This window comes from Enterobacter cloacae complex sp. 418I7 (assembly GCF_050030705.1).
Taxonomy (GTDB): Bacteria; Pseudomonadota; Gammaproteobacteria; order Enterobacterales; family Enterobacteriaceae; genus Enterobacter; species Enterobacter intestinihominis.
Genome location: NZ_JBLGUU010000001.1, coordinates 3,955,267 through 3,979,967 on the forward strand (window position 1 = coordinate 3,955,267; position 24,701 = coordinate 3,979,967).

The following is a 24,701-nucleotide window of genomic DNA, read 5'->3' on the forward strand; positions in this document are numbered from 1 at the left end:
GTACGCCCTCGCTTTAAAGGTTGGCAGCCCTATCGCCGACACCAATCAAACGAATTAAGTGTGGATACCGTCTTATGGAGCAAAACCCGCAGTCACAGCTGAAACTTCTTGTCCAACGCGGTAAGGAGCAAGGCTATCTGACCTATGCCGAGGTCAATGACCATCTGCCGGAAGATATCGTCGATTCAGATCAGATCGAAGATATCATCCAAATGATCAATGACATGGGCATTCAGGTGATGGAAGAAGCACCGGATGCCGATGATCTGTTGCTGGCTGAAACCTCCAACAACACTGACGAAGATGCGGAAGAAGCTGCTGCACAGGTACTGTCCAGCGTGGAATCTGAAATCGGGCGTACCACTGACCCGGTCCGCATGTACATGCGTGAAATGGGTACCGTTGAACTGTTGACCCGCGAAGGCGAAATTGACATCGCAAAACGCATCGAAGACGGGATCAACCAGGTTCAGTGCTCTGTTGCCGAATACCCGGAAGCGATTACCTATCTGCTGGAGCAGTACGATCGCGTTGAAGCGGAAGAAGCGCGTCTGTCCGATCTGATCACTGGCTTTGTCGACCCGAACGCTGAAGAAGATATGGCGCCAACCGCCACTCACGTCGGTTCTGAGCTGTCTCAGGAAGAGATGGATGACGACGAAGACGAAGATGAAGAAGAAGACGACGACAGCAGCGACGACGACAACAGCATCGACCCTGAACTGGCGCGCGAGAAGTTTGCCGAGCTGCGTACTCAGTACGAAGTGACGCGTGACACCATCAAAGCGAAAGGCCGCAGCCATGCTGCCGCTCAGGAAGAGATCCTGAAGCTGTCGGAAGTGTTTAAACAGTTCCGCCTGGTGCCAAAACAGTTCGACTACCTGGTGAACAGCATGCGCGTGATGATGGATCGCGTACGTACCCAGGAACGTATCATCATGAAGCTGTGTGTTGAACAGTGCAAAATGCCGAAGAAGAATTTCATCACCCTCTTCACCGGCAATGAAACCAGCGAAACCTGGTTCAACGCCGCTATCGCGATGAACAAGCCGTGGTCTGAAAAGCTGCACGACGTGAAAGAAGACGTACAGCGCGGCCTGCAAAAGCTGCATCAGATTGAAGAAGAGACCGGCCTGACCATCGAGCAGGTGAAAGACATCAACCGTCGTATGTCCATCGGTGAAGCAAAAGCCCGCCGTGCGAAGAAAGAGATGGTTGAAGCGAACTTACGTCTGGTTATCTCTATCGCCAAGAAATACACCAACCGTGGCCTGCAGTTCCTGGATCTGATTCAGGAAGGCAACATCGGTCTGATGAAAGCGGTAGATAAGTTTGAATACCGTCGTGGTTACAAGTTCTCCACCTATGCTACCTGGTGGATCCGTCAGGCGATCACCCGCTCTATCGCAGACCAGGCGCGCACCATCCGTATTCCGGTGCATATGATTGAGACCATCAACAAGCTCAACCGTATTTCTCGCCAGATGTTGCAGGAGATGGGTCGCGAGCCGACGCCGGAAGAGCTGGCTGAACGCATGCTGATGCCGGAAGACAAGATCCGTAAAGTGCTGAAAATCGCTAAAGAGCCAATCTCCATGGAAACACCAATCGGTGATGATGAAGATTCGCATCTGGGTGATTTCATCGAGGATACTACCCTCGAGCTGCCGCTGGACTCTGCCACCACCGAGAGCCTGCGTGCCGCTACGCACGACGTGCTGGCTGGCCTGACCGCCCGTGAAGCGAAAGTGCTGCGTATGCGTTTCGGTATCGATATGAACACCGACCACACGCTGGAAGAAGTGGGTAAACAGTTTGACGTGACCCGCGAACGTATCCGTCAGATCGAAGCGAAGGCGCTGCGTAAGCTGCGCCATCCGAGCCGCTCTGAAGTGCTGCGTAGCTTCCTGGACGACTAACCCATGTAAACAGCAAAAAGCTCCCAATCGGGAGCTTTTTTTTTGTTTATTCCCTCTCCCTGTGGGAGAGGACCAGGGTGAGGGCATCAGGCCGCAGAGGAGCTAAAGCCCCCTCACCACCAGCGCCTCATCAAGTTCCCGATACGCCTCCACCAGCTTGTCCAGCGTCGCCCTGTTCAGCCCGCTCGGATTCGGCAACACCCAAACCTGCGTTACGCCAATGGTAATGTTCTGCTTACCCCACTTCGCACCGCGCTGGCTGAACGCCTGCTCGTAGGCCTGCTTGCCGAGGATCGCCAGCGCCGCGGGCTGGTAGTCTTCAATCTTCTTCACCAGTTCCCGCCCGCCAGTACGCAGCTCATGCAGATTTACTTCGCTCGCCTGCACCGTTGGACGCTCAACCAGCATGGTGATGCCACAGCGCGTATCCAGCAGCTGCTGCTCTTCTTCCGGCTTAAGCTGTTTGTCGGTAAAACCGGCCTGGTGGATCACCTTCCAGAAGCGATTTCCCGGATGAGCAAAGTGAAAACCGGTGTGCGCCGAGGACTTGCCCGGGTTGATTCCGCAGAACACCACCCGTAGGCCAGGGGCCAGAATATCGTTGATCATCTCTACTCCTGTCTATGCATCTTAAGATAAGTATAAAGGATTGATTATGCGTTGTTTATAAAAACAGCAGGCAGGTGTGAATGGCTGGATTGATGAGGGGAGTTACTTTATAATTCACCGCCACGGCCCCTTAGCTCAGTGGTTAGAGCAGGCGACTCATAATCGCTTGGTCGCTGGTTCAAGTCCAGCAGGGGCCACCAAATTTTAGCTTTAGAATCATATAATTAAGCTACTCTAACGAGTGGCTTTTTCTATGTAACTGACAGTGTTCCATTATCGTTACATGGCATCTTAACTGAACCCGATCTCGATCCAGACCCCAATTGTATGACGCAGATCAGAACACACTTAACTCCCCCCTCACCTGCCGCCTTGTGGATCAGTTTTGAAGATTAGCTTTTGTATCGAGTGACATGGCGGTAAATTTTTTTCGTTACAAAAATGGCGAGTATGCCCAGCAGAATTGAAGCTAAGCCAAGGAAAATCAATAAAGAAAGGATATGACTAAACAAGCCACCAAAGCTTGTAAAATCACCCAATCGAGCAAACTGCTCCGGAGTGAGTACACGAACGACGATCTCTGGAATAGTTAGAAAGAAAATAATCACCACTAGAACATAAATTGCCACTCTACCGCTTTTTTTCATTTTCTTCCTTGCCCCCTATGACAATGATGATCAATTATTGACAGGGTAATGTTACAACAAGGGAAATTACAATGGCAGACGGCTATGCAAAAATGAAGTTGCAATCAGAAAGGAATCTAGCCCTGGCGCTAACCAAAGCATTGCGAGAAATACAAGCTACCAATATGAGTGCTATCGAAAATCTAAAGCTTGGTACACAACGTATAATTAACTATGGTTCGTGCCTGATACCAGACGATTACTACCGCAATACCTGTCGCGAGCTAATAAATGAAGACCGCCGTCTCACATTAGCACTTGCCGAAATCTATAACCGAAACGATGTTGCTCTTGATATGGTTGAGATTTACTTTCAGAAAACTCTCAAAAGACTGGGAGAGCAAAAAAGTAACAATCTCGCTGCATTTCTTAAAAAGGAATTAGGCGATAAGGCTTATGAGTACGCTGAGAAATCTAGCAAACTAGCGCTGTCCTTAACTATTGCAAAGCTGATAATCAGTAGCGGCGATTTTCACGAGTCGCATATCAGAATGGTTAATTCTTTATCATCAATGTATGTTAACGGTGCTATAATCTATTCGAAAGCACAGGTGGCGGCGCTAGCAGCTAATAAGCTCAAATTTCAGGACTCTGCATATTACCAGGCATTGTACCAACAGAATCTGGAGATGCTTTACTTTCTTATTGAACCGCAAATGACAAAAATAATTTATCAAATTGAATCAGGTGGCAACAATGAGGAAATAATCGGCGATGCTTTATATGAGTTATTAAGAAGATGAAACGAGCAATATTATGGTTTTTGCAATCATATATTTATTATATCCCTATAGCGCTCATCGTTGCTGGTGCTTATCTTTTTGCGCGTTTCATCCCTGACTATTTTGGTATTCTTACCCTGACATGGATCATCATCGTTACCTATTTTTATGTAAAACATAATCGTTGGTTTTGATGGAAATCAGGAACCCCACATGCCACATGCGCACAAGAAAAAAGCCAGCCCCACACTCCCACGGTGTTGGCCTTGCTTTAAAGCAGTGATATTCACAACAGGTTAAAACACGTAACACATGCCCAGCGTAAATTCGTTAGAGACAATATGCGCCTTCATCTGCTCATCCTTTAAGCCACGCATGTTCGCATAGTTGTTATATCCACTGTCGATCTTACCCATATCGAAATAGTGCCCCGGTCGACATACAGACGCTCACCGCCTAAGTGCTCTTTCTGTTTGCCGCCAGAGCGGTAGCCAGGATCATCGCGATCGGCAGGGCGACTACAATAGCTTTCATCTTCATCAACACTCCTTTGGAAAAGCATTCCGCACGGCGAACCATCGTCTGCCGGTGTCAGGAAAAGTCAGTGACACGAAGCGTAAGCACTCCCGAAAGGGCAAACTATTCGGGGGAATACGCGTTTTACCTGGTAATTTTAAGTAGGGACTGGTCTTGGTTTTAAAGCGATTGCTAGTTATTTCAACGGATTAGCGCTTATCATCAAAAGCAACCTGCTCATTTCATCTTTTACGCGCCCATCTTCACATTCTGCAATTCTAAAGAAATCCCCCATCGCGCCGATCATCATCCGTGTGTATTATTTCCAGTAGCTTTTACAACAACTAACCTTAACTCAAATACTTAAGCGCCAGAGCGAAAGGCATCATGAGCACACCGATCAAACGGCTAGAAATCATTAAAAATGCCATTGAGCTGGAAGATGACGACATCATCCGGAGCCAGTTGAAACGTCTCAAAGAGGAAGCCTTTGACGATAATCTCCTGTCCATCGTCGCGGCGCTTGAGCAGAAAAATTACACCGCAGCCCTTCGCGCTATCACCGCCTGGCTGCAAAGCCAGCGCGCCGTTACCCCGTGGCGTGACCCGCAGCTGGCGGCCAGCAAGCTGGAGCTGAAAGCTCTGGAAGAGCGCTTGCGCGATCTGATTGATCGCCGTAACGCCCGGGTACAGCAGCTTGATGAATTCAACGATCTCTATTTCTCCCGCCTCGGGCCGTTGATGCAGCAGATCCTCGCCCTGCGTAAAACGCTGGCGGAGCTTAACCTGCGTCGTCAGCAGGCGGAGACGCGTCGTCGGGAAGAGGATTACCGCCGCTGCCAGGGCTATATGGCGCAGGCCGTAGAGGTTCTGACAACGCTTACCCGGCGCTGGCGAGATCTGCCTGCGGATTCCGTTCAGGCGGCAGAGGCGCGCAAGCATCTTCAGCAGCAAAGTAATCTGATTGCCAACCTGCTGGCCGAAGCGATGGAGCTGGAGAACGGTTTAACGCGTGAAGAAGAGCCAGCTCGTCAGGCGCGCGATGAGGCCAACGAAGAGTACAAAAAGTATCGAGAACAGCATCATGATGCCGAGGTGCGCCTGCGTAAAGGCAAGGATCTCTCTGAAGAGGATCGGAACGAGCTGAAGCGGCTCTGGCGTCAGGCGAGCAAGCTATGCCACCCGGATCTGGTTGCCGATGATTTAAAAGAGGAAGCCAACAGGATGATGGTGCAACTCAACCAGGCCAAACAGCGCGGCGACGTGAAGGCCATTCGCTCGCTGGTCGCCCGTCTGCAACAAGGGTTTGAACCGATGATGGCGAGCGACAGGCTGAACGACCTGGAACGTATTCGCAAAAAAATGGCGCAGGTGCGTGAGCAAATCGACACCCTGGTGAACGAGCTGGCAGAGCTGGAGAAGGAAGAGTCCTGGCTGCTCGTCTCGTCGCTCAGCAATATGGAAGCCTACTTTGCCCAGCAGGAGAAAGCGCTGAGAGAGGTATGCGCCTCGCTCGAACATCAGGTGAGCGAAGCGCAGCTGGATCCCGCAGCCTGATTATTTGGCGTGCCAGTACGCACTGGCACGTACCAGCTGTGGGTCAATTGCGTCGGTTTCAAACTGACGGCTCAGGCGTTTCACCACCTTCCCCTCTCCGGTCAGCCAGATAAAGTAATCCTCTTCCGGCACGGCCAGCGCTGCAAGATGGTCGGCTACCGCCTGCTCGTTGTGGCCGATAACCCAGGTGATGTTGAACCCGCTCAGGTGCGCCAGATAGTCCTGGTACGCCGCATCGCCCACGGTGACGATGGCGTGGATCGCCGGGGGAACAGGCAGTTTTGCGATGCTTTCTAAACGGCGACGCAGCGCGGGCATACCCGACTCGTCGCACACGTACAGCTGCCAGGCGTAATCTTCCGGCACCACCAGCGAACCACGCGGACCGCCGATGGTCAGCTTGTCGCCCACCTTCGCCTCTACCGCCCAGTTGCTGGCAATGCCGCCATCATGCACGAAAAAATCGAGCGCCAGCTCGTGTTTTTCGTCATCGTACAGCGGGGTGTAGTCACGCGCCTGCGGACGCACCCCGTCGCCCCAGTCGATGCCTTCATCGGTCACCACAGGCGGCACGAAAGGGGTGCCCGGTGCCGGGAAAAAGACTTTGGTATGGTCGTCAAAGCCGCGAGAGCTAAAGCCCTCCAGCGCCTCGCCGCCTAGTACAATGCGCTGAAATCCTGCGCTGACTCGCTCAGTGCGCAGCACGTTCAGCTCACGAAAACGCAGGTCATTGCGGACACGTTGAGGGTAACGGGTAGATGCCATGTTGATGCCCTTCTCAGGTGAATACGATATATCGGAATGAATTCTTAATGATAATGATTGCTATTAACTCAGAAATCAAGATTTTTTAGATTGCATCTGAATATATCTTAGATATAGTTTAGATATATCAGATTGAGGAAGAAACATGCGACACGAACACGACGGCGGCGGACGCCGGCCACGATTTTTTGGCCATGGTGATTTGCGGCTGGTGATCCTGGATATCCTGACCCGCAACGCGAGCCATGGTTATGAGCTGATTAAAGAGATCGAGAACCTGACGCAGGGACATTACACGCCAAGCCCTGGCGTGATCTACCCGACGCTGGATTACTTGCAGGATCAGGCGCTGATCACCATTACCGAAGAAGAGAACGGCCGTAAGCGGATTGCGATTAACGCCGCCGGGCAGCAATGGCTGGATGACAATCGGGAACAGCTGGAGCAGATCCAGACGCGTATCAAGGCGCGCTCCGTCGGGTTCCAGCTGCGCAAAAACCCACAGATGAAGCGGGCGCTGGATAACTTCAAAGCGGTTCTGGATCTGAAGGTTAATCAGGGAGAACTCAGCGACGCGCAGTTAAAACAGATTATCGGCGTGATTGACCGCGCGGCACTGGAGATCTCCCAGCTGGATTAAGCCAGCACGCCGTCGCTCACGCGGAACACGCGGACCAGCTCTTTCAGGTGCATCGCCTGTTCGTTAAGGGATGCCGCCGCCGCAACGGACTCCTCCACCAGCGCGGAGTTCTGCTGGGTGGTGGCGTCTATCAGGCCAATCGCGCTGTTGATCTGCGAGATACCTTCCGTCTGTTCATGGCTGGCCTGGCGAATTTCACGCAGGATGACGTCCATCTCTTCCACGTTGCCGACCATGCCGTTGATAAGCCCGCTGGCTTTCTCCACAAGGTTCATGCCGTCCTGCGTCTGGCTTGTGGAGCTTTCAATCAGCTGGCGGATCTCACTCGCAGATGTTGCACTTTTCTGCGCGAGCTGGCGTACCTCGCCCGCCACCACCGCAAAGCCGCGGCCATGCTCACCCGCGCGCGCCGCTTCGACCGCCGCGTTCAGCGCCAGAATGTTGGTCTGGAAGGCAATGGCGTCGATCAGGTCGATGATGTCGGACATCCTGTTCGATGTTTCGTTAATCAAGCGCATTTTGCTGGTGACCTGCTTCATCATCTCGCCGTTGTTTTTGACCACGGCAGCCGCATCGGCAGACAGGTTCGTCGCTTCTCCGGTGTGGGACGCGGTGTTCTTCACCGTGGCGGTAATCTGCTCCATCGACGCGGCCGTCTGTTCAACGGAACTGGCCTGCTCCTCCGTGCGGGCAGCCAGATCCTGGTTGCCTGCGACAATCTGCGCGGCGGCGCTGGAGATGTTTTCCGATCCGGTTTGCACCTGCTGCACAATCTCCAGCAGGCGCGTTTTCATCTCCATCAGTGCGGTGAGGAGCAGTCCGGTTTCATCTTTACCGTGCGAGGTAATGCTGCCGGTGAGATCGCCATCGGCGATGGCCTCCGCAAAATTCACCGCGTCGTTCAGCGGGCGGGTAATGGATCGCACAATGAACCAACCAGTCAGGCTGGCTGCCGCGACGCTGAAAAGCGTAATCAGGATCAGCAGCAGACGATTAGTGCGGAAATCGCCTTCCACCTGCTCGCCCGCACTCTGCATTTCATGATCCTGGATCGCAATCAGCGCCTGCACTTTCGCTTTATAAGACTGTTGCAGGTCCAGGGTGTTGGTCATCATCTCGTTTATCGCGCCCGCACGGTCGTTATTCTGCACGGCCTGCAAAATGCGGTAGCGCGAGTCAAGATATTGCTGGCGTACGCCGTGGATGTCCGCCAGCACCTGTTGGGATTTTTTATCCTTGAGAGCGTTGTCCAGCTCGCTCAGGATTGCGGTGATGCGCTCGCTTATCGCCTTCAGACGCTGTTCTGATTGCGTCGTGTACATTCCCTGTTCGTCCAGCAGCATGAGCTGCTGCGTGCTGATAAATTCCTGGAAGTTGTCGATTAACTGGTTCGCTTTTACCGTAGTTGGATAGTCGCTGGTAAGAATGGTTTGCATTCCATTGTTTGCCCGATTCAGGCTCATCAGAGACAAGCTTGCGCTGACGACCATCAGGACAATAAATAATCCAAACGCCAGAAATAATTTCGTGCCGATCTTTACGTCATGTATGAACATATTTACCCCATCGATGTGATTATTTCTCAGACGATCGCTGTTATCGGTAGGAAACGCGCTAACTTTATGACTTTGATCGTTTTTTTATTTCTCACTTTCAATGAATCCGGGGCGTAGCAATTAAAAATCGGGTACTTTTTTTAGTTACTTAATATTTCATTAACAACATAACTTATTCTGAAAAACAAAAAAGCCGTTTACCCCGGAGGAATAAACGGCTTTATCGAAACATGCATTTCTTAATGCAGCACGGTAACCGCATCTTCAAGACGTCCGGCCCGGTGCTTAACCATCGCGGAAATCTGCGCGCTCTCTTCGACCAGGTCAGCATTTTTCTGCGTAATGCTGTCCAGTTCTGCCACGGCACGGGTCAGCTCTGTCAGGCCTGTAGCCTGCTCGGAGGTGGAGTGGCTGATCTGCGCGATAAGCTGCGTGACGTTTTTCACCTGCTCGACAATATCATCCATGGTACGTCCCGCGGCGTGGACCTGATCGGCGCCCGACTGCACTTTGCTGGCGCTGGCGTCGATCAGCTTGCGAATATCGTTAGCCGCGTTCGCGCTGCGGCTGGCAAGATGACGCACTTCGCCCGCCACCACCGCAAAGCCTTTCCCCTGTTCGCCCGCGCGTGCCGCCTCAACCGCGGCGTTCAGCGCCAGAATATTGGTCTGGAAGGCGATGTCATTGATAAGCGAGGTAATAGAGCCAATGCGCTGGGTACTGTCGGCAATGTCATCCATGGTTTTCACCACGGTCTGCATCACGGTGCCGCCCTGCGTGGCCGCGCTGCTGGCAGCCATCGACAACTTGTCGACTTCGGCTGCGGTCTCAGAGTTACTCTGCACCGACGCCGCCATCTGGTTCATTGTTGCCACAGTCTGCTGCACGTTAGCCACGGTCTGGCGCGTGCGGTCGTTGAGATCTTCATTGCCCTGCGCCAGCCTGTCGCTGCCGTCGCGCACGCTCACCACCTGGCTGGAGACGTCGTTGATCAGCCAGCGGCACATCAGCCCCAGTTGTCCGACGGCCCGCAGCGTCAGCCCCAGTTCATCGCTGCGGTTAAGATGCTGCACGCTGTTACGCTCGCCGGTAGCGACCCTGAGCGCCTGCCGTGCGACGTTTTCCACCGGGCGGACAATCTGTTGCTCAAACACCAGGGTGCCAAGCAGCATCACCACGGCTGCCGCCACCAGCGAAGCCCAGCCTGCGGCACTGGCAACCAGCGTTGCGGCCATCACCGCAAAAAGTACCGCCATTACGCTACGCACTCGCCAGCGCAGCGGCATCGCCGGTAATTTGCCGAGCCAGCCTTTGCGCACCACCAGCCCTTTATGAATGCGTTTTTTGCTACGTCCTTCATTGAGCGCCTTATAAAGCGGCTCCACCGCGGCGACCTCGTCCTCGGTGGCGCGGGTACGAATGGACATATAGCCCGTCATCTGACCGTTACGCACCATTGGTACCGCATTGGCGCGTACCCAATAGTGATCGCCATTTTTACGTCGGTTTTTGACAATCCCGCTCCAGGGCTCGCCCTTTTGCAGCGTGTACCACATGTCGGCAAAAGCCGCTTTCGGCATATCGGGGTGGCGCACAATGTTGTGCGGCTGCCCGAGCAACTCCTGAAGCGTAAAGCCACTCACTTGCACAAAGGTGTCGTTAGTGTGGGTCATGTAGCTGTGGAGGTCGGTGGTCGACATAAGCGTGGTGTCATCGTCCAGCGGATATTCATTCTGGGTGACATAGTCAGGAGAGGACATAGTGAGCATCCCTTGCAGGTTATTTGAATGTTAATTTTGTGGCTTATGTTTTTTCGGCGATAAAAAATTTATCTTTAGTTGTTAAATATGATTGAGATCGCAAATCTCGGTTAAACCGCACTTTTCGTACGCTTTTCTAATTAATTGATTTAAAATACTTTCGAAACGAAACTACCTACAAAGCATGATCCTCCGGCGCACACTTAAGGCGCATTTCCTGCCCTGGAGCAGTGCAATTGACGAAACCCAATCCCCGGCTCGTTATCCCTTATCCCGTGCGGCGCGCGATGGCATGATTAAATATTGTGCAACTTTGATTTAACCTGGCGTTTATCCCGATTTTTGTTAAGGCATCTGAGGTGGCGTAATCCCTGCAATACTTAACTCAGTATCATGTGATACGCGATCCCCGGGAGCATATTTTGAACAGGTTACCTTCCAGCGCCTCGGCTCTTGCCTGTACCGCGCACGCACTGAATCTCATTGAAAAGCGAACGCTTGATCATGAGGAGATGAAACAACTTAACCGTGAGGTCATTGATTACTTTAAAGAGCATGTGAATCCTGGTTTTCTGGAGTATCGCAAATCTGTTACCGCCGGCGGGGATTACGGAGCCGTAGAGTGGCAAGCGGGGAGTCTGAATACGCTTGTCGACACCCAGGGACAGGAGTTTATCGATTGCCTGGGTGGTTTTGGTATTTTCAACGTGGGGCACCGTAATCCAGTTGTGGTTTCCGCCGTACAGAATCAACTTGCGAAACAACCTCTCCATAGCCAGGAACTGCTCGATCCGCTTCGCGCCATGCTCGCGAAAACGCTGGCAGCCTTAACGCCCGATAAGCTGAAATACAGCTTCTTCAGCAACAGCGGCACCGAATCGGTCGAAGCGGCGATTAAACTCGCCAAAGCGTACCAGTCGCCGCACGGGAAATTCACCTTTATCGCCACCAGCGGCGCGTTCCACGGGAAATCCCTGGGCGCACTGTCGGCGACCGCCAAATCCACCTTCCGCAAACCGTTTATGCCGCTGCTGCCGGGCTTCCGCCACGTACCGTTCGGCGACATCAACGCCATGCGCACCATGCTGAGTGAATGCCGTAAAACCGGCAACGACGTGGCGGCGGTGATCCTGGAGCCGATTCAGGGCGAAGGAGGCGTGATCCTCCCGCCGCAGGGCTATCTGCCCGCCGTGCGTCAGCTGTGCGATGAGTTTGGCGCGCTGCTGATCTTCGACGAAGTGCAGACCGGGATGGGGCGTACCGGCAGGATGTTCGCCTGCGAGCATGAGAACGTTCAGCCAGACATTTTATGCCTGGCGAAAGCGCTCGGCGGCGGCGTGATGCCGATTGGCGCAACGGTCGCCACTGAGGAGGTCTTCTCGGTGCTATTCGACAACCCGTTCTTACATACCACCACCTTTGGCGGTAACCCGCTGGCCTGTGCGGCAGCGCTGGCCACCATCAACGTGCTGCTGGAGCAAAACCTGCCTGCGCAGGCGGAGCAGAAAGGCGACATGCTGCTGGACGGCTTCCGTCAGCTGGGCCGGGAATACCCGGATTTGGTACAGGATGCGCGCGGGAAAGGGATGCTGATGGCGATTGAGTTCGTTGATAACGAAACCGGTTATAGCTTCGCAAGCGAGATGTTCCGCCAGCGGGTACTGGTGGCGGGAACGCTCAACAACTCGAAAACCATCCGCATTGAGCCACCGTTGACGCTCACCATTGAGCAGTGTGAGCAGGTGCTGAAGGCGGCGCGTAAGGCGCTGGCGGCGCTGCGGGTGAGCGTGGAAGAGGCATAAAAAACGCCGGGTGGCGCTACGCTTACCCGGCCTACAACATACTGCAGATGTCGGCCCGGTAAGCGTTAGCGCCACCGGGCAAACACCGCACCCTCTCGCCTCCGTAGGCCCGGTAAGCGCAGCGCCACCGGGCAAAACGCTACTCCGGCAACAACCCCACAAAGCAGCGTTTTTTGCGCGGCTCTGACATCAACTCTTCGAGCTTGTCCACGCACGCCAGATAGTGTGGCGTTTGCTTATGCGCCAACACCGCCTCTTCGTCTTTATAGGCCTCATAGATAAAGAACCGGGTTTTCACCCTCGGGTCCTGCAAGACGTCAAAGCGCAGGTTGCCCGGCTCCTGGATCGCTCCCTCGTGGTTGGCGCGAAATACCTCCAGAAACTCATCCACCCGCTCGGGTTTGATGTTGATTTCCACCAGCGTCACGTTCATTTTGCTTCTCCCTGTTTCTCTTCCTGCCAGAACTGGAACGCCTCACGGGCGCTCATGTTCTCGTGAACCACTTTCTTCACCGCCTTCAGCATGGCGAGCGGCGCGCTGGACTGGAAGATGTTGCGCCCCATATCCACGCCGGACGCGCCCTGGTCAATCGCCCGCCAGCACATCTCAAGCGCCTCATGCTCCGGCAGCTTTTTGCCGCCCGCGATAACAATCGGCACCGGACAGCTGGCGGTCACTTTTTCAAAGCCCTCGTCCACGTAGTAGGTTTTGACGAACTGGGCCCCCATTTCGGCAGCGATGCGGCTGGCGAGCGAGAAATAGCGCGCGTCGCGCGCCATCTCTTTACCCACGCCCGTCACCGCCAGCGTCGGCATGCCGTAACGCGCCCCCGCATCCACCAGCTTGATGATGTTGTTGATTGACTGATGTTCAAACGGGCTTCCGATATAGACCTGCGCCGCCACCGCGCAGACGTTCAGGCGCAGCGCGTCTTCCATCGCCACCGCCACGCACTCGTTAGACAGCTCGCCCAGAATCGAGTTACCGCCGGAGGCGCGCAGCACCACCGGTTTGTTCGTCGCGGCAGGTACCTGGCTCCTGAGGATGCCGCGGGTACACATCAGCACGTCGGTTTCGCCAAACAGCGGCGCGATGGAGAGATCGATACGCTCAAGGCCGGTGGTCGGTCCCTGAAAGTAACCGTGGTCAAAGGCCAGCATCACCGTGCGGTTGCTCTGCGGGTTGAAAATGCGCGAAAGCCGGGACTGCATGCCCCAGTCGAGCGAACCGCAGCCCTTCAGGGTGTACGGCACATTCTGCTGCGGCGTACCGATGCCAAAATCCTTGCCGTCTTTGATGTCGTCTAAATCAGCCATTTGCTCCCCCGTCAGAAATCGTATTTGTTGATGTTCTCTTTGGTGAACACCACCCGCTCCGGCAGCAGCACGATGCCGTTGCCCTTCGCCTCATACTGGTAGCCCTGCACGCTGTTCGGCTCGACCTTCAGCGTCCCGATATCTTTCACCTCCACGCTGTCGCCAGGGTTAAGATCGCCCTTTTTCAGCAAACGATCGGCGACATTGACCGCAATTTTGCCCTGCTGCACCACGTCCCACAGGCCGAAGGCTTTCACCGTGCCGCGCTCAACGTACGGACGCATCACGTTTGGCGTGCTGAAGCCGACAATCGCCACCCCTTCCCGCTTCAGGTTTTCCGCCGCCTGTGCCGCCGCCGGCAGGGCGTTGGCGTCCGGGGCGATGATCGCATCCAGATCCGGATAGGCTTTTAAGATCCCCTCGGCGGTTTGCAGGGATTTAGTGGCGTCGTTATAGCCAAACTGCGTGGTGACGACCTGCCACTGGGGATGGTCTTTCTCGATTTTGGCCTTCGCCTCTTTCACCCACTGGTTCTGGTCGGTGACGGTGGGGCTGGAGTAGAAGAACGCCACTTTCGCGTTCGGTTTGGTGACCTGTTTGCCTGCCATCTCCACCAGCAGGCCGCCCAGCTGTTCCGGCGTGCCCTGGTTGATGTAAATGCTGCGGCACTCCGGTTTGGTGTCGGAATCCCAGGTCAGGACCTTCACGCCGCGCTGCATCGCGCGCTTCAGCGCCGGGCAGAGACCGTCCGGCGACACGGCAGAGACGATGATGGCGTTATAGCCCTGGTTGACGAAGTTATTGATCAGTTGCACCTGGCCGGAGACGCTCGGCTCGGTCGGGCCGTCGTAAGTCACGCCCACGCCAAGATCTTTCCCCGCCTCTTTCGCGCCGTTGCCGCCGCTGGTGAAGAATCCCACACCCACCAGTTTCGGGATAAAGGCAATGCGGTCCGCCGCCTGCGCCGAAGCGAAGCTGAGGGCCATTGCCAGGACGAGCAGTTTTGTTTTCATCTTACGCTCCGGATAGTTTTCTGAAGAGAGAACGCACCCATTCACGGTGCAGACTCAGCGAACGCCCCATCACCACCACAACCAGCAGCGCCCCTGACAGCGCGCTCGACACCTGGTTGGGGATGCCAACCATCTGTAAACCCTGTTGCAGGTACCCTACCAGCAGCGCCGCCAGCGCCGTACCGACAACCGAACCTGAGCCGCCGTAGATATTCGCTCCGCCGAGCACGGCGGCGGTGAGCGCAGGCATCAGTAAATCGCGCCCCAGATCCGAACGCGCGGAGCCGAAATAGGAGACCATCACCAGCGCGGCAATCGCCGAAGCCACGCCCACCAGGCCGTACAGCGCATACGGCATACCGTTCACCGACAGCGCCGCATAGCGCGCCGCGCGCGGATTCTGGCCAATTAAAAACAGATGCCGACCAAAGCGCCCGCGATGGGTAATCAGCCAGAAGAAAGCGGTAATCACCGCGAACAGCACCAGCGGGATCGGCAGGCCCAACACCGTGAGGTTAGCGAACGCCGTGAAGCTGTCCGGAAAGCCGCCGATCCCCTCGTAGCCCGTCGCGCCCGCCATGCCGGAGAGCAGCAGCGCCCCGCCGCCGTAGAGGTAGAGCGTGCCGAGGGTGATCACTAAAGGGCTGATACCGGTGTAGTGGATCAGCGCCGCATTCAACAGTCCGCACAGCAGGCCGAGCAGCAGCGTCAGCGGGATGGCGACCGCCATCGGCCACCCCGCCTGCATCATCACCCCCAGCGCGATAGCGCACAGGCCGATGGTTGAGCCGAGGGAGATGTCGATCCCGCCGCTGATAATCACCAGCGTGAGCGGTAGCGCCACGATACCAATGCAGATAAAGTCGCTGGTGCTGAACAGCAGCATATTGATGTCGAGCATGCGCGGGTTGATGGCGCCGAAGAGCAGGATCTCCAGCACCAGTAAAATCAGCAGCGCGCTTTCCCAGTTAAGCCTCATTTACGCCACCTCTTTGTTGCGTTTGGGAAACGGGGTGACGTGCTTTCCCCCTCTGTTACCCGGCTGGAAACGGCTGTATTTCAGCGCCCGCTGATGCCGTGAGAGCGCCTGACGCAGCCGCCCGTCGAGCACCAGCACGCCCAGCAGCACCAGCCCGGCGATAAAGTCGTTCCACCACGCCGGGAGCCTGAACAGCACCAGCACGGTATCGATTTGGGTCAGGAAAAACGCGCCGAGGAACGCACCGACCAGCGTGCCGGTACCGCCCAGCAGCGAAATGCCGCCGAGCACGCAGGCGGCGATGGCCTTCATCTCCAGCCCGCTGCCGGTCTGGTTGGGCACAAAGCCAATCTGCGCGGCAAAGACGATCCCGGCGCAGGCCGCGAGTATGCCGTTGAGGGTAAAGGCGATCATACGGGTGCGGTTCACCGCCACGCCCAGCTGACGCGCGGCGGCGAGGTTATCCCCCACGGCGTAGAAATCACGGCCAAAGGCGGTGCGCGACAGTATCCACGCGCCTGTGACCACGATTATCAACACCACAATGCCGAGCGGCGAAATGCCGACGGCGGCAGGCTCAGAGAGGGATTTCAGCCCCGGCGGCAGCCCTTCAATCCACTTCCCGCCGGTCCACAGCAGCATCGCTCCGCGATACAGCCCCAGCGTGCCGAGGGTGGCGACAATCGCTGGAATGCGCAGCCCCACCACCAGAAAACCGTTGAACGCCCCCGCCAGCGCGCCAATCGTCAGCGCGAAGAGAATGGAAACGGGCAGACTGTAGCCGCTGTTTAGCGCCACGCCGACGGCAATGGCGGACAGCCCGACGGTGGAGCCGACGGAGACGTCGATATTACGGGTCAGCATCACCAGCGCCGCGCCGATGGCCAGCAAAATCAGGATCTGCGAACTGGCGAAGATCATCCCCAGGGTCTGTAAGCTAAGGTAGGACGGGTTCAGCGCCACCAGCACGGCGAACAGGGCCAGAATGGCGAGAAACGCGCTCAGCTCGCGGTTTTTCAGTAAGATCTTCATGATTGCCCTCCAAACGCCAGCGCCATCATCCGGTCGAGACTGACGGCGTGGCGCGGCAGCTCGCCGCTGATCACGCCCTGATGCATTACCAGCACCCGATCCGCGAGGCCGGGAAACTCATCGAGATCGCTTGAGATCATCAGCACTGCCACGTTCTGCGCCGCCACGCTTTTCAGCAGCTGGTAGATATCGGCGCGCGCCGATACGTCCACGCCGCGCGTCGGTTCATCGACGATCAGCAGCAGCGGATTGGCCTCAAGACAGCGCGCCAGCAGCACCTTCTGCTGATTACCACCGGAGAGCGTGCGCACGGTTTGATCCGCATGGTTGAGCTTGATCCCCAGCGCCCGGTGGTAACGCTCCACCACCGCAGACTCCCGCTTTCGCTGCTGCCAGAGCGACGGCTCGTTCAGCGCCACCGTGTTCCAGCGGACAGGCGCGTCGAGAAACAGGCCGGACACCTGCCTGTCTTCCGGCAGATAAACCAGCCCTTTTTCCAGACGGGAACTGACCGGATCGGCGGTGATCTCCTGGTTCTCCAGCCACACCCGCCCGCCGCGTACCGGACGCAGGCCGTAAAGCGTTTCGGCAAACTCGGTACGCCCGGACCCCACCAGCCCGGCCAGACCGACGATCTCCCCGGCGTAAATCTCAAGGCTGAGATCGATAAACCCTTCCCCGGTGAGATCCTCCACCCGCAGCACCGGGAAATCCTGCGCCTGGGTTCGGCGGTTGCCCGGCAGCGCCAGCCACAGCTTTTGCGTATCGCTTAGCGACTTTTCCCGGCTGACCGGCGTCATCGCGGCGATCAGGGCGTTATCGTCAAACTGCGCGGTTTCGCCGCTCAGCACCACCGCGCCGTCGCGCATCACCGAGACGTGGCTCGAAATCATGCGAATTTCCGGCAGCTTGTGCGAGATAAAAACAATGCCAACGCCGAGATCCTGCAGCGCGCGGATCTGGCGAAACAGGCGTTCGGTCTCGCCCGGCGTGAGCGATGCCGTGGGTTCGTCGAGGATCAGAATTCTGGCGTTGCGCATCAGCCCGCGCAGGATCTCCACCATCTGCTGATCCGCGACTTCCAGAGTGCTGGCAGCGGCATCAAGATTAAGCTGACATTGCAGCTGCTGGAGTTTCTCCGCCAGCCGCTTTTCCCGATCTCGTTCGCGCGGCAGACGAAACAGGATGTTTTCCCGCACCGTCAGGTTGGGGAAAAGCAGCGGCTCCTGTGGCACCAGATAAATGCCTAACCGGTGCGCCTGCGACGGGGTAAGCCGTGCAAAAGACTCGTCCGCAACCGAAAGCTCACCGCGATCCGGCGTTTCAACCCCGGCGATGATTTTCATCAACGTCGATTTTCCCGCGCCGTTACCGCCCATCAGCGCATGCACCTGCCCAGCAAGCAGCGTGAAATCAATGCCTTTTAACACAGGCACGCCAGAGAACTGTTTGCAGATGTCACGTGCCTCGAGAAGTGGTGTCATCATCGCCCCGCTATTGAACAAATGATTTTTAGATTTAATAATGTTCAAAAGCGTAGACGGTGAACTATATTTACAACCGTGCAGGGATCACAGTTTTATCGATTGAGATTCAGATAAACCGGAAAGGATCGAAAAGATCCGTTTTGTCGCGTGGCTCACATTTTCACGCCGCACCATCACGAACATATGATCTAAATTTTTATAAGAGTTCAACTATGAGCGATAAACGCACTGCGGAAGAAGGACGGTTTGCCGGGCTGGCACTGGCGGAAGAGGAGCTGGTGGCGCGCGTGGCCTGGTGCTACTACCACGACGGGCTGACCCAGAACGACATCGGCGAGCGGCTCGGGCTGCCGCGCCTGAAGATCTCCCGCCTGCTGGAGAAAGGCCGTCAGTCCGGGGTGATCCGCGTGCAGATAAACTCCCGCTACGAGGGCTGCCTGGCGCTGGAAACCGAGTTGCAACAACGATTTGGCCTGAAGCTGGTGCGCGTGATGCCCGCCCTGAATACGCCGCCGATGAACGTGCGGTTAGGCATTGGCGCGGCCCAGTCGCTGATGGGCGTGCTGGAGCCCGGCCAGCTGTTAGCGGTGGGCTTCGGTGAAACCACCATGAGCAGCCTGCAACACCTGAGCGGCTTTATTAGCTCACAGCAGATCCGCCTGGTGACGCTCTCCGGCGGCGTGGGGCCGTATATGACCGGTATCGGCCAGCTGGATGCGGCCTGTAGCGTCAGCATGATCCCTGCCCCGCTTCGCGTGTCATCCGCTGAAGTCGCCGGGATCTTAAAGCGCGAAACCAGCGTGCGGGACGTGATCCTCGCCGCCACCGCCGCTGACGTGGCGGTGGTCGGCATTGGCTCGGTGAACCAGCGCCGTGACGCGACGATACTGCGCTCCGGCTATATCAGCGAAGGTGAACAGTTGATGTACGCCCGTAAAGGCGCGGTGGGCGATATCCTTGGCTATTTCCTCAATGCCGAAGGGGAATGCGTCGAGGAGCTGGAGATCCACAAAGAACTACTGGGCGTCACGCTCGATGAACTGGCACAGCTGCCCACCATCGTAGGCGTGGCCGGGGGGGAAGAGAAAGCCGATGCGATTTATGCCGCACTTAAGGGCCGCCGTATTAATGGCCTGGTGACGGAAGAGACGACAGCCCGCGCGGTGCTGGCTCTGGCCATTTAAGAGCCCTCCCTGCGCTAACAATGAGGCATGCTCATGAGTTACCTTTTAGCGTTAGATGCAGGGACAGGCAGCGTTCGCGCCGTTATTTTCGATTTGCAGGGCAACCAGATTGCCGTTGGCCAGGCCGAGTGGAAACACCTGAGCGTCGAGAACGTGCCGGGCTCGATGGAGTTCGACCTCGACACCAACTGGCAGCTGGCCTGCCGGTGTATTCATCAGGCGCTGGAGCGCGCGCGCCTGAGCGCGGCGGATATTCAGTCCGTCGCCTGCTGTTCGATGCGCGAAGGGATTGTGCTGTACGACCGCAACGGCGAGGCTATCTGGGCCTGCGCCAACGTCGACGCCCGCGCCAGCCGCGAGGTAGCTGAACTCAAAGAGATCCACGACTACCGGTTTGAATCCGAAGTGTATGACGTTTCCGGCCAGACGCTTGCCCTCAGCGCCATGCCGCGCCTGCTGTGGCTGGCGCACCATCGTCCGGATATTTATCGTAAAGCCGCCACCATCACCATGATCAGCGACTGGCTGGCGGCGAAGCTCTCCGGCGAGCTGGCGGTGGACCCGTCCAATGCGGGCACGACGGGCATGCTGGATCTCTTCTCCCGCGACTGGCGTCCGGCGCTGCTCGACATGGCCGGGCTGCGTGCCGATATCCTCTCCCCGGTAAAAGAGACCGGCACCGTGCTGGGGGCCATCACCAAAGCAGCCGCACAACAGAGCGGTCTGCGCGAGGGCACCCCGGTGGTGATGGGCGGCGGCGACGTGCAGCTGGGCTGTCTGGGGCTGGGCGTGGTGCGCGCCGGACAAACGGCGGTGCTGGGCGGCACCTTCTGGCAACAGGTGGTGAACCTGCCGCAGGTGCGCACCGACCCTGAGATGAACATCCGCGTAAACCCGCACGTTATCCCCGGCATGGCGCAGGCAGAGTCGATCAGCTTCTTTACCGGGCTGACCATGCGCTGGTTCCGCGACGCCTTCTGCGCCGAAGAGAAGCTGATTGCCGAACGCATGGGAATGGACCCCTACTCCCTGCTCGAAGAGATGGCGAGCCGCGTCCCGCCGGGCTCCCACGGGGTGATGCCGATCTTCTCCGACGCGATGCATTTCAAACAGTGGTACCACGCCGCGCCGTCGTTTATTAACCTCTCCATTGACCCGGAAAAGTGCAACAAAGCGACGCTGTTCCGCGCGCTGGAAGAGAACGCGGCGATCGTCTCGGCCTGCAACCTGGCGCAGATTTCGCGCTTCTCCGGCGTGACGTTTGAGAGCCTGGTGTTTGCCGGCGGCGGCGCAAAGGGCGCCCTGTGGAGCCAGATTTTAAGCGACGTCACCGGCCTGCCGGTGCGCGTGCCAGAAGTCAAAGAGGCAACGGCGCTCGGCTGCGCCATTGCCGCAGGAGCTGGCGCGGGGCTGTTCGCGGATATGGCCTCGACGGGCGAGCGGCTGGTGAAGTGGAGCCGCGAGTTCACGCCAAACCCGGCGCACCGCGAGCTGTACGACGGCATGATGCAGAAATGGCAGGCGGTGTACGCGGACCAGCTCGGGCTGGTGGACAGCGGGCTGACAACGTCGATGTGGCAGGCGCCGGGCCTGATGCGCGACACACGCCCCTCACCCTAACCCTCTCCCCAGAGGGGAGAGGGGACTGCTCCGTGCGGCCTTTCACCCTCTCCCCTCTGGGGAGAGGGCCGGGGTGAGGGGTGAAGTTCTTTGAGATCTATCACAATCATTCGATCCCGCTTTTACCTTTCTGCCGCCGCTGGCTAAATTAGTAACTCATCCGACCACATAACAATAATTTTACACTGGAAGAGACTATGAGCCGCTACCCGTCGTTATTCGCCCCTCTCGATCTGGGGTTCACTACCCTCAAAAACCGCGTGTTAATGGGCTCAATGCACACCGGGCTGGAGGAGCGTCCGGACGGGGCTGAACGTCTGGCAGCCTTCTATGCCGAGCGCGCGCGCCACGGGGTGGCGCTGATTGTCACTGGCGGCGTAGCCCCTGCCCCTTCCGGGGTGACGATGGAGGGCGGCGCGGTGTTGAACGATGCGACACAGCTGCCGCACCACCGCATGGTGACCGACGCGGTTCACAACGAGGGCGGCAAAATCGCCCTGCAAATTCTGCATACCGGGCGCTACAGCTATCAGCCGAACCTGGTTGCCCCCTCGGCTATTCAGGCACCGATTAACCGCTTTACTCCCCATGCCCTCAGCCATGACGAGATCCTGGCGCTGATAGATGACTTTGCTCGCTGCGCCGCGCTGGCGCGGGAAGCGGGCTACGACGGCGTGGAGGTGATGGGCTCAGAAGGCTACCTGATCAATGAATTCCTCGCCGCACGTACCAACCAGCGCGACGACGAATGGGGTGGTGACTATGCCCGCCGCATGCGTTTTGCCGTGGAGGTAGTGCGTGCGGTGCGTGAACGTGCGGGTGCGGATTTTATTATCATCTTCCGCCTGTCGATGCTCGACCTGGTGGAAGGCGGCGGCACCTTCGACGAAACCGTGCAGCTGGCGCAGGCGATTGAAGCCGCCGGTGCCACCATTATCAACACCGGGATTGGCTGGCACGAAGCGCGCATCCCCACCATCGCCACGCCGGTGCCGCGTGCGGCGTTCAGCTGGGTAACGCGCAAGCTGAAAGGCAAAGTCTCCGTTCCGCTGGTGACCACTAACCGCATTAACGATCCGCAGGTGGCGGACGATGTGATCTCCCGCGGCGACGCCGATATGGTGTCGATGGCGCGTCCGTTCCTCGCGGATGCCGAACTGCTCTCCAAAGCGCAAAGCGGCCGTGCGGATGAGATCAACACCTGTATCGGCTGTAACCAGGCGTGTCTGGATCAGATCTTCGTCGGCAAGGTCACCTCCTGCCTGGTGAATCCCCGCGCCTGCCATGAAACCAAAATGCCGATCGTTCCTGCGACCAACAAGAAGCGTCTGGCCGTGGTGGGCGCAGGACCCGCTGGCCTGGCGTTTGCGGTCAATGCCGCCTCGCGTGGGCACAGCGTGACGCTGTTTGATGCGCTGGCGGAAATCGGCGGGCAGTTTACTATCGCCAGACAGATCCCCGGCAAAGAGGAGTTCTATGAAACGCTGCGCTATTACCGCCGGATGATCGAGGTGACGGGCGTCGATCTGCGGCTCAATCAGGTTGTCAGCGCGGCGGATCTGATCGGTTTCGACGAGGTGATCCTCGCGAGTGGGATCGCCCCGCGCACCCCTGCGATCGAAGGCATCGATCATCCGAAGGTATTGAGCTATCTGGACGTGCTGCGCAACAAAGCGCCGGTTGGCGAGAAGGTGGCGATCATCGGCTGCGGCGGGATCGGTTTTGATACTGCGATGTATTTAAGCCAGCCGGGCGAAGCCACCAGCCAGAACATCGCTGAGTTCTGCGTGGAATGGGGCATTGATACCAGTCTCAGTCAGTCCGGCGGTTTACGCCCGGAAGGTCCGCAGCTGCCGAAAAGCCCGCGTCAGATCGTGATGCTCCAGCGTAAAGCCAGCAAGCCGGGTGAAGGGCTGGGGAAAACCACAGGCTGGATCCACCGCGCCACCCTGCTCTCGCGCGGGGTAAAGATGATCCCGGGGGTGAGCTACCAGAAGATCGACGACGACGGGCTACACGTTCTGATCGGCGGTGAGCCGCAGCTGCTGGACGTGGATCATGTGATTTTGTGCGCCGGGCAGGAGCCGAAGCGCGATCTGGCCGATCCGCTGCGTGAGGCAGGGAAAACGGTACATTTGATTGGCGGGTGCGACGTGGCGATGGAGCTGGATGCGCGGCGGGCAATAGCGCAGGGGACAAAACTGGCGCTGAGTATTTAACGGCATCGCCCGGTGGCGCTTCGCTTACCGGGCCTACGGGTCCGAGGCCATTGTAGGCCCGGTAAGCGAAGCGCCACCGGGCATTTGAAACCGTAGGCCTGTACAAGCGAAGCGCCGCCAGGCAAAGCGATCTTACCGACGACGCCCCAGCTTCACCGACTTCAGCACCACAAACTTGTTGTTTGTCGCAATGGTGACGCAGTTACCGAAAATCTTCTTCAGCTTGTGGAAGTAGTCCAGATGGCGGTTCGCCACGATGTACAGCTCGCCGTTGATTTTCAGGCAGCGGCGCGCGTGGTGGAACATCTCCCACGCGACGTTATCCGTCAGGGCGTGCTTCTGGTGGAACGGAGGATTGCAAAACACCGCGTTGAAGCGGAAAGGCTCTACGCCGGACAGCGCGTTATTGATCATAAACTCGCAGCGATCCAGCGCCTCCGGCAGATTGGTTTCCACGTTCAGACGGCTTGAAGCCACCGCCATTGGCGATTCGTCGCTGAACACCACGCTGGCCTCCGGGTTCTTCGCCAGCAGCGTCAGGCCAATCACGCCGTTACCGCAGCCGAGATCGACAATCTCCCCTTCCAGGTTTTCCGGCAGATGTTCCATAAAGAAGCGTGCGCCGATATCCAGACCGGTACGGGAGAAGACGTTCGCGTGGTTGTGGATGGTCCAGTCGGTCCCTTCCAGCTTCCAGCTCAGGGTCTCTGGCGCGTCGGCCAGTTCCGGTGCGCTGAAGGTACAGTTGATCAGGCGCGCTTTTTTCCAGGCCAGCGTCGTAGTGGTCGGGCCGAGCACTTTCTCGAACAGTTCCAGCGTCGAGGTGTGAATATCACGCGCCTTGGCGCCCGCGATGATGCGCGTTTCTGGCGTCACGACTTTACGCAGCGCGCGCAGTTGCTGCTCCAGCAGCGCCATGGTTTTGGGCACTTTAATCAGCACCACCCCCGGCGCCTGCGGGTAGCCCGCGGTGCTGTCGAGGAACTTCACGCTGGATTCGTCGATATCGTTGTGACGCAGGTTTTCACGCGTCGCCAGCTCGCTTAAGTAAGAATCGCCGATACTGTAAGGCGCATGTTCCGCCAGCGCACAGCCCAGCGCGCCAAACGCGTCATTCAGGATCAGAACCGGGCCGCGGATTTCAGTCTCATCCAACTGCTGCAGCAGATATTCATCCGCCGCTTCCCACGCCTGAAGCGGGTTCACGTCGTCCGTTTCCGGGAAACGTTTAAGGTTGAGTGAACGGAAACCGTTGTCTAAGTGGCTCATCGGCCCTCCTGAATGGTAAAATTTGGCGTATCCCTGAAAAGGGTGCGTG

General features: G+C 57.2%; 20 protein-coding genes, 1 tRNA gene and 1 pseudogene. 9 read left to right on the forward strand and 13 right to left on the reverse strand.

The window, feature by feature from the left end; genetic code table 11:
* Window positions 1-74: 74 nt before the first annotated feature.
* A complete protein-coding gene (gene rpoD / locus ACQG0S_RS19015; protein WP_006812010.1) occupies window positions 75-1,919 on the forward strand; it encodes an RNA polymerase sigma factor RpoD in 1,845 nt (614 codons plus the stop codon).
* A gap of 102 nt (window positions 1,920-2,021) precedes the next feature.
* Here the strand turns inward: rpoD and mug are convergent, their stop codons facing one another.
* Entirely contained in the window at window positions 2,022-2,528 is a 507-nt protein-coding gene (mug, locus tag ACQG0S_RS19020) for a G/U mismatch-specific DNA glycosylase (protein ID WP_023298636.1), read from the reverse strand.
* Window positions 2,529-2,652: 124 nt separating this feature from the next.
* Here mug and ACQG0S_RS19025 point away from each other — a divergent pair.
* Window positions 2,653-2,728, forward strand: a tRNA-Ile gene (locus ACQG0S_RS19025).
* Window positions 2,729-2,920: 192 nt separating this feature from the next.
* On the opposite strand, the gene ACQG0S_RS19030 is transcribed toward ACQG0S_RS19025, so the two are convergent.
* Window positions 2,921-3,175 (reverse strand): hypothetical protein, encoded by a 255-nt coding sequence (locus ACQG0S_RS19030; RefSeq protein WP_022649451.1) that lies wholly within the window; start codon window positions 3,173-3,175, stop codon window positions 2,921-2,923.
* Between the two features lie 71 nt (window positions 3,176-3,246).
* On the opposite strand from ACQG0S_RS19030, the gene ACQG0S_RS19035 reads away from it, so the two are divergent.
* Window positions 3,247-3,957 (forward strand): hypothetical protein, encoded by a 711-nt coding sequence (locus ACQG0S_RS19035; RefSeq protein ID WP_022649452.1) that lies wholly within the window; start codon window positions 3,247-3,249, stop codon window positions 3,955-3,957.
* 275 nt (window positions 3,958-4,232) lie between these two features.
* Here the strand turns inward: ACQG0S_RS19035 and ACQG0S_RS19040 are convergent.
* Window positions 4,233-4,387: pseudogene (locus tag ACQG0S_RS19040) on the reverse strand (porin family protein); the annotation flags it as partial.
* Window positions 4,388-4,839: 452 nt separating this feature from the next.
* On the opposite strand from ACQG0S_RS19040, the gene ACQG0S_RS19045 reads away from it, so the two are divergent.
* On the forward strand, window positions 4,840-6,009 hold the full coding sequence (locus tag ACQG0S_RS19045; RefSeq protein WP_048966112.1) for a DNA repair protein: 1,170 nt from the start codon (window positions 4,840-4,842) through the stop codon (window positions 6,007-6,009).
* On the opposite strand, the gene ACQG0S_RS19050 is transcribed toward ACQG0S_RS19045, so the two are convergent.
* Window positions 6,010-6,774 carry a siderophore-interacting protein gene (locus ACQG0S_RS19050; protein ID WP_048966113.1) on the reverse strand — a complete coding sequence of 255 codons (765 nt, stop codon included), beginning with the start codon at window positions 6,772-6,774 and terminating at the stop codon, window positions 6,010-6,012.
* A 145-nt stretch (window positions 6,775-6,919) separates the two neighbouring features.
* Between ACQG0S_RS19050 and ACQG0S_RS19055 the strand changes: the two genes are divergently transcribed.
* A complete protein-coding gene (locus ACQG0S_RS19055; RefSeq protein WP_017382401.1) occupies window positions 6,920-7,414 on the forward strand; it encodes a PadR family transcriptional regulator in 495 nt (164 codons plus the stop codon).
* Here ACQG0S_RS19055 and ACQG0S_RS19060 read toward each other — a convergent pair.
* Both ACQG0S_RS19060 and ACQG0S_RS19065 read right to left on the reverse strand, forming a co-directional pair.
* Window positions 7,411-8,970, reverse strand: coding sequence for a methyl-accepting chemotaxis protein (locus ACQG0S_RS19060; protein WP_022649455.1), 1,560 nt, complete (start codon window positions 8,968-8,970; stop codon window positions 7,411-7,413). The genes ACQG0S_RS19055 and ACQG0S_RS19060 overlap by 4 nt on opposite strands.
* Window positions 8,971-9,209: 239 nt before the next feature.
* Window positions 9,210-10,730 carry a methyl-accepting chemotaxis protein gene (locus ACQG0S_RS19065; RefSeq protein WP_045335753.1) on the reverse strand — a complete coding sequence of 507 codons (1,521 nt, stop codon included), beginning with the start codon at window positions 10,728-10,730 and terminating at the stop codon, window positions 9,210-9,212.
* Between the two features lie 422 nt (window positions 10,731-11,152).
* Between ACQG0S_RS19065 and ygjG the strand changes: the two genes are divergently transcribed.
* On the forward strand, window positions 11,153-12,532 hold the full coding sequence (ygjG, locus tag ACQG0S_RS19070) for a putrescine aminotransferase (RefSeq protein ID WP_048965776.1): 1,380 nt from the start codon (window positions 11,153-11,155) through the stop codon (window positions 12,530-12,532).
* Window positions 12,533-12,671: 139 nt separating this feature from the next.
* Here the strand turns inward: ygjG and lsrG are convergent, their stop codons facing one another.
* The 6 genes from lsrG to lsrA are packed head-to-tail and all read right to left on the reverse strand — an operon-like array spanning window position 12,672 to window position 18,357.
* The gene (gene lsrG / locus ACQG0S_RS19075) at window positions 12,672-12,965 is read right to left on the reverse strand and encodes a (4S)-4-hydroxy-5-phosphonooxypentane-2,3-dione isomerase (RefSeq protein ID WP_022649458.1); all 294 of its coding nucleotides are present in this window, start codon (window positions 12,963-12,965) and stop codon (window positions 12,672-12,674) included.
* Window positions 12,962-13,849 (reverse strand): 3-hydroxy-5-phosphonooxypentane-2,4-dione thiolase, encoded by an 888-nt coding sequence (gene lsrF / locus ACQG0S_RS19080; RefSeq protein WP_022649459.1) that lies wholly within the window; start codon window positions 13,847-13,849, stop codon window positions 12,962-12,964. Before lsrF ends, lsrG begins: the two co-directional genes overlap by 4 nt.
* An 11-nt stretch (window positions 13,850-13,860) precedes the next feature.
* Window positions 13,861-14,862 (reverse strand): autoinducer 2 ABC transporter substrate-binding protein LsrB, encoded by a 1,002-nt coding sequence (lsrB, locus tag ACQG0S_RS19085; RefSeq protein ID WP_048965775.1) that lies wholly within the window; start codon window positions 14,860-14,862, stop codon window positions 13,861-13,863.
* Window position 14,863: 1 nt separating this feature from the next.
* On the reverse strand, window positions 14,864-15,841 hold the full coding sequence (lsrD, locus tag ACQG0S_RS19090) for an autoinducer 2 ABC transporter permease LsrD (RefSeq protein WP_023298683.1): 978 nt from the start codon (window positions 15,839-15,841) through the stop codon (window positions 14,864-14,866).
* Window positions 15,842-16,873 (reverse strand): autoinducer 2 ABC transporter permease LsrC, encoded by a 1,032-nt coding sequence (gene lsrC / locus ACQG0S_RS19095; protein ID WP_048965774.1) that lies wholly within the window; start codon window positions 16,871-16,873, stop codon window positions 15,842-15,844.
* The gene (lsrA, locus tag ACQG0S_RS19100) at window positions 16,870-18,357 is read right to left on the reverse strand and encodes an autoinducer 2 ABC transporter ATP-binding protein LsrA (protein WP_048965773.1); all 1,488 of its coding nucleotides are present in this window, start codon (window positions 18,355-18,357) and stop codon (window positions 16,870-16,872) included. The genes lsrC and lsrA overlap by 4 nt, the downstream gene beginning before the upstream one ends.
* A 215-nt stretch (window positions 18,358-18,572) precedes the next feature.
* Between lsrA and lsrR the strand changes: the two genes are divergently transcribed.
* The 3 genes from lsrR to ACQG0S_RS19115 all read left to right on the forward strand — a co-directional run bounded on the left by lsrR (window position 18,573) and on the right by ACQG0S_RS19115 (window position 23,383).
* A complete protein-coding gene (gene lsrR / locus ACQG0S_RS19105; protein ID WP_022649464.1) occupies window positions 18,573-19,544 on the forward strand; it encodes a transcriptional regulator LsrR in 972 nt (323 codons plus the stop codon).
* Window positions 19,545-19,577: 33 nt separating this feature from the next.
* Window positions 19,578-21,164 carry an autoinducer-2 kinase gene (gene lsrK, locus ACQG0S_RS19110; protein WP_063137977.1) on the forward strand — a complete coding sequence of 529 codons (1,587 nt, stop codon included), beginning with the start codon at window positions 19,578-19,580 and terminating at the stop codon, window positions 21,162-21,164.
* A gap of 197 nt (window positions 21,165-21,361) precedes the next feature.
* Window positions 21,362-23,383: an NADPH-dependent 2,4-dienoyl-CoA reductase gene (locus tag ACQG0S_RS19115; RefSeq protein WP_063137978.1), complete on the forward strand. Its 2,022-nt coding sequence runs from the start codon at window positions 21,362-21,364 to the stop codon at window positions 23,381-23,383.
* 132 nt (window positions 23,384-23,515) lie between these two features.
* Here ACQG0S_RS19115 and rlmG read toward each other — a convergent pair whose 3' ends face one another.
* Window positions 23,516-24,652, reverse strand: a complete 1,137-nt coding sequence (gene rlmG, locus ACQG0S_RS19120) for a 23S rRNA (guanine(1835)-N(2))-methyltransferase RlmG (RefSeq protein ID WP_063137979.1) — start codon at window positions 24,650-24,652, stop codon at window positions 23,516-23,518.
* Window positions 24,653-24,701 lie beyond the last annotated feature (49 nt).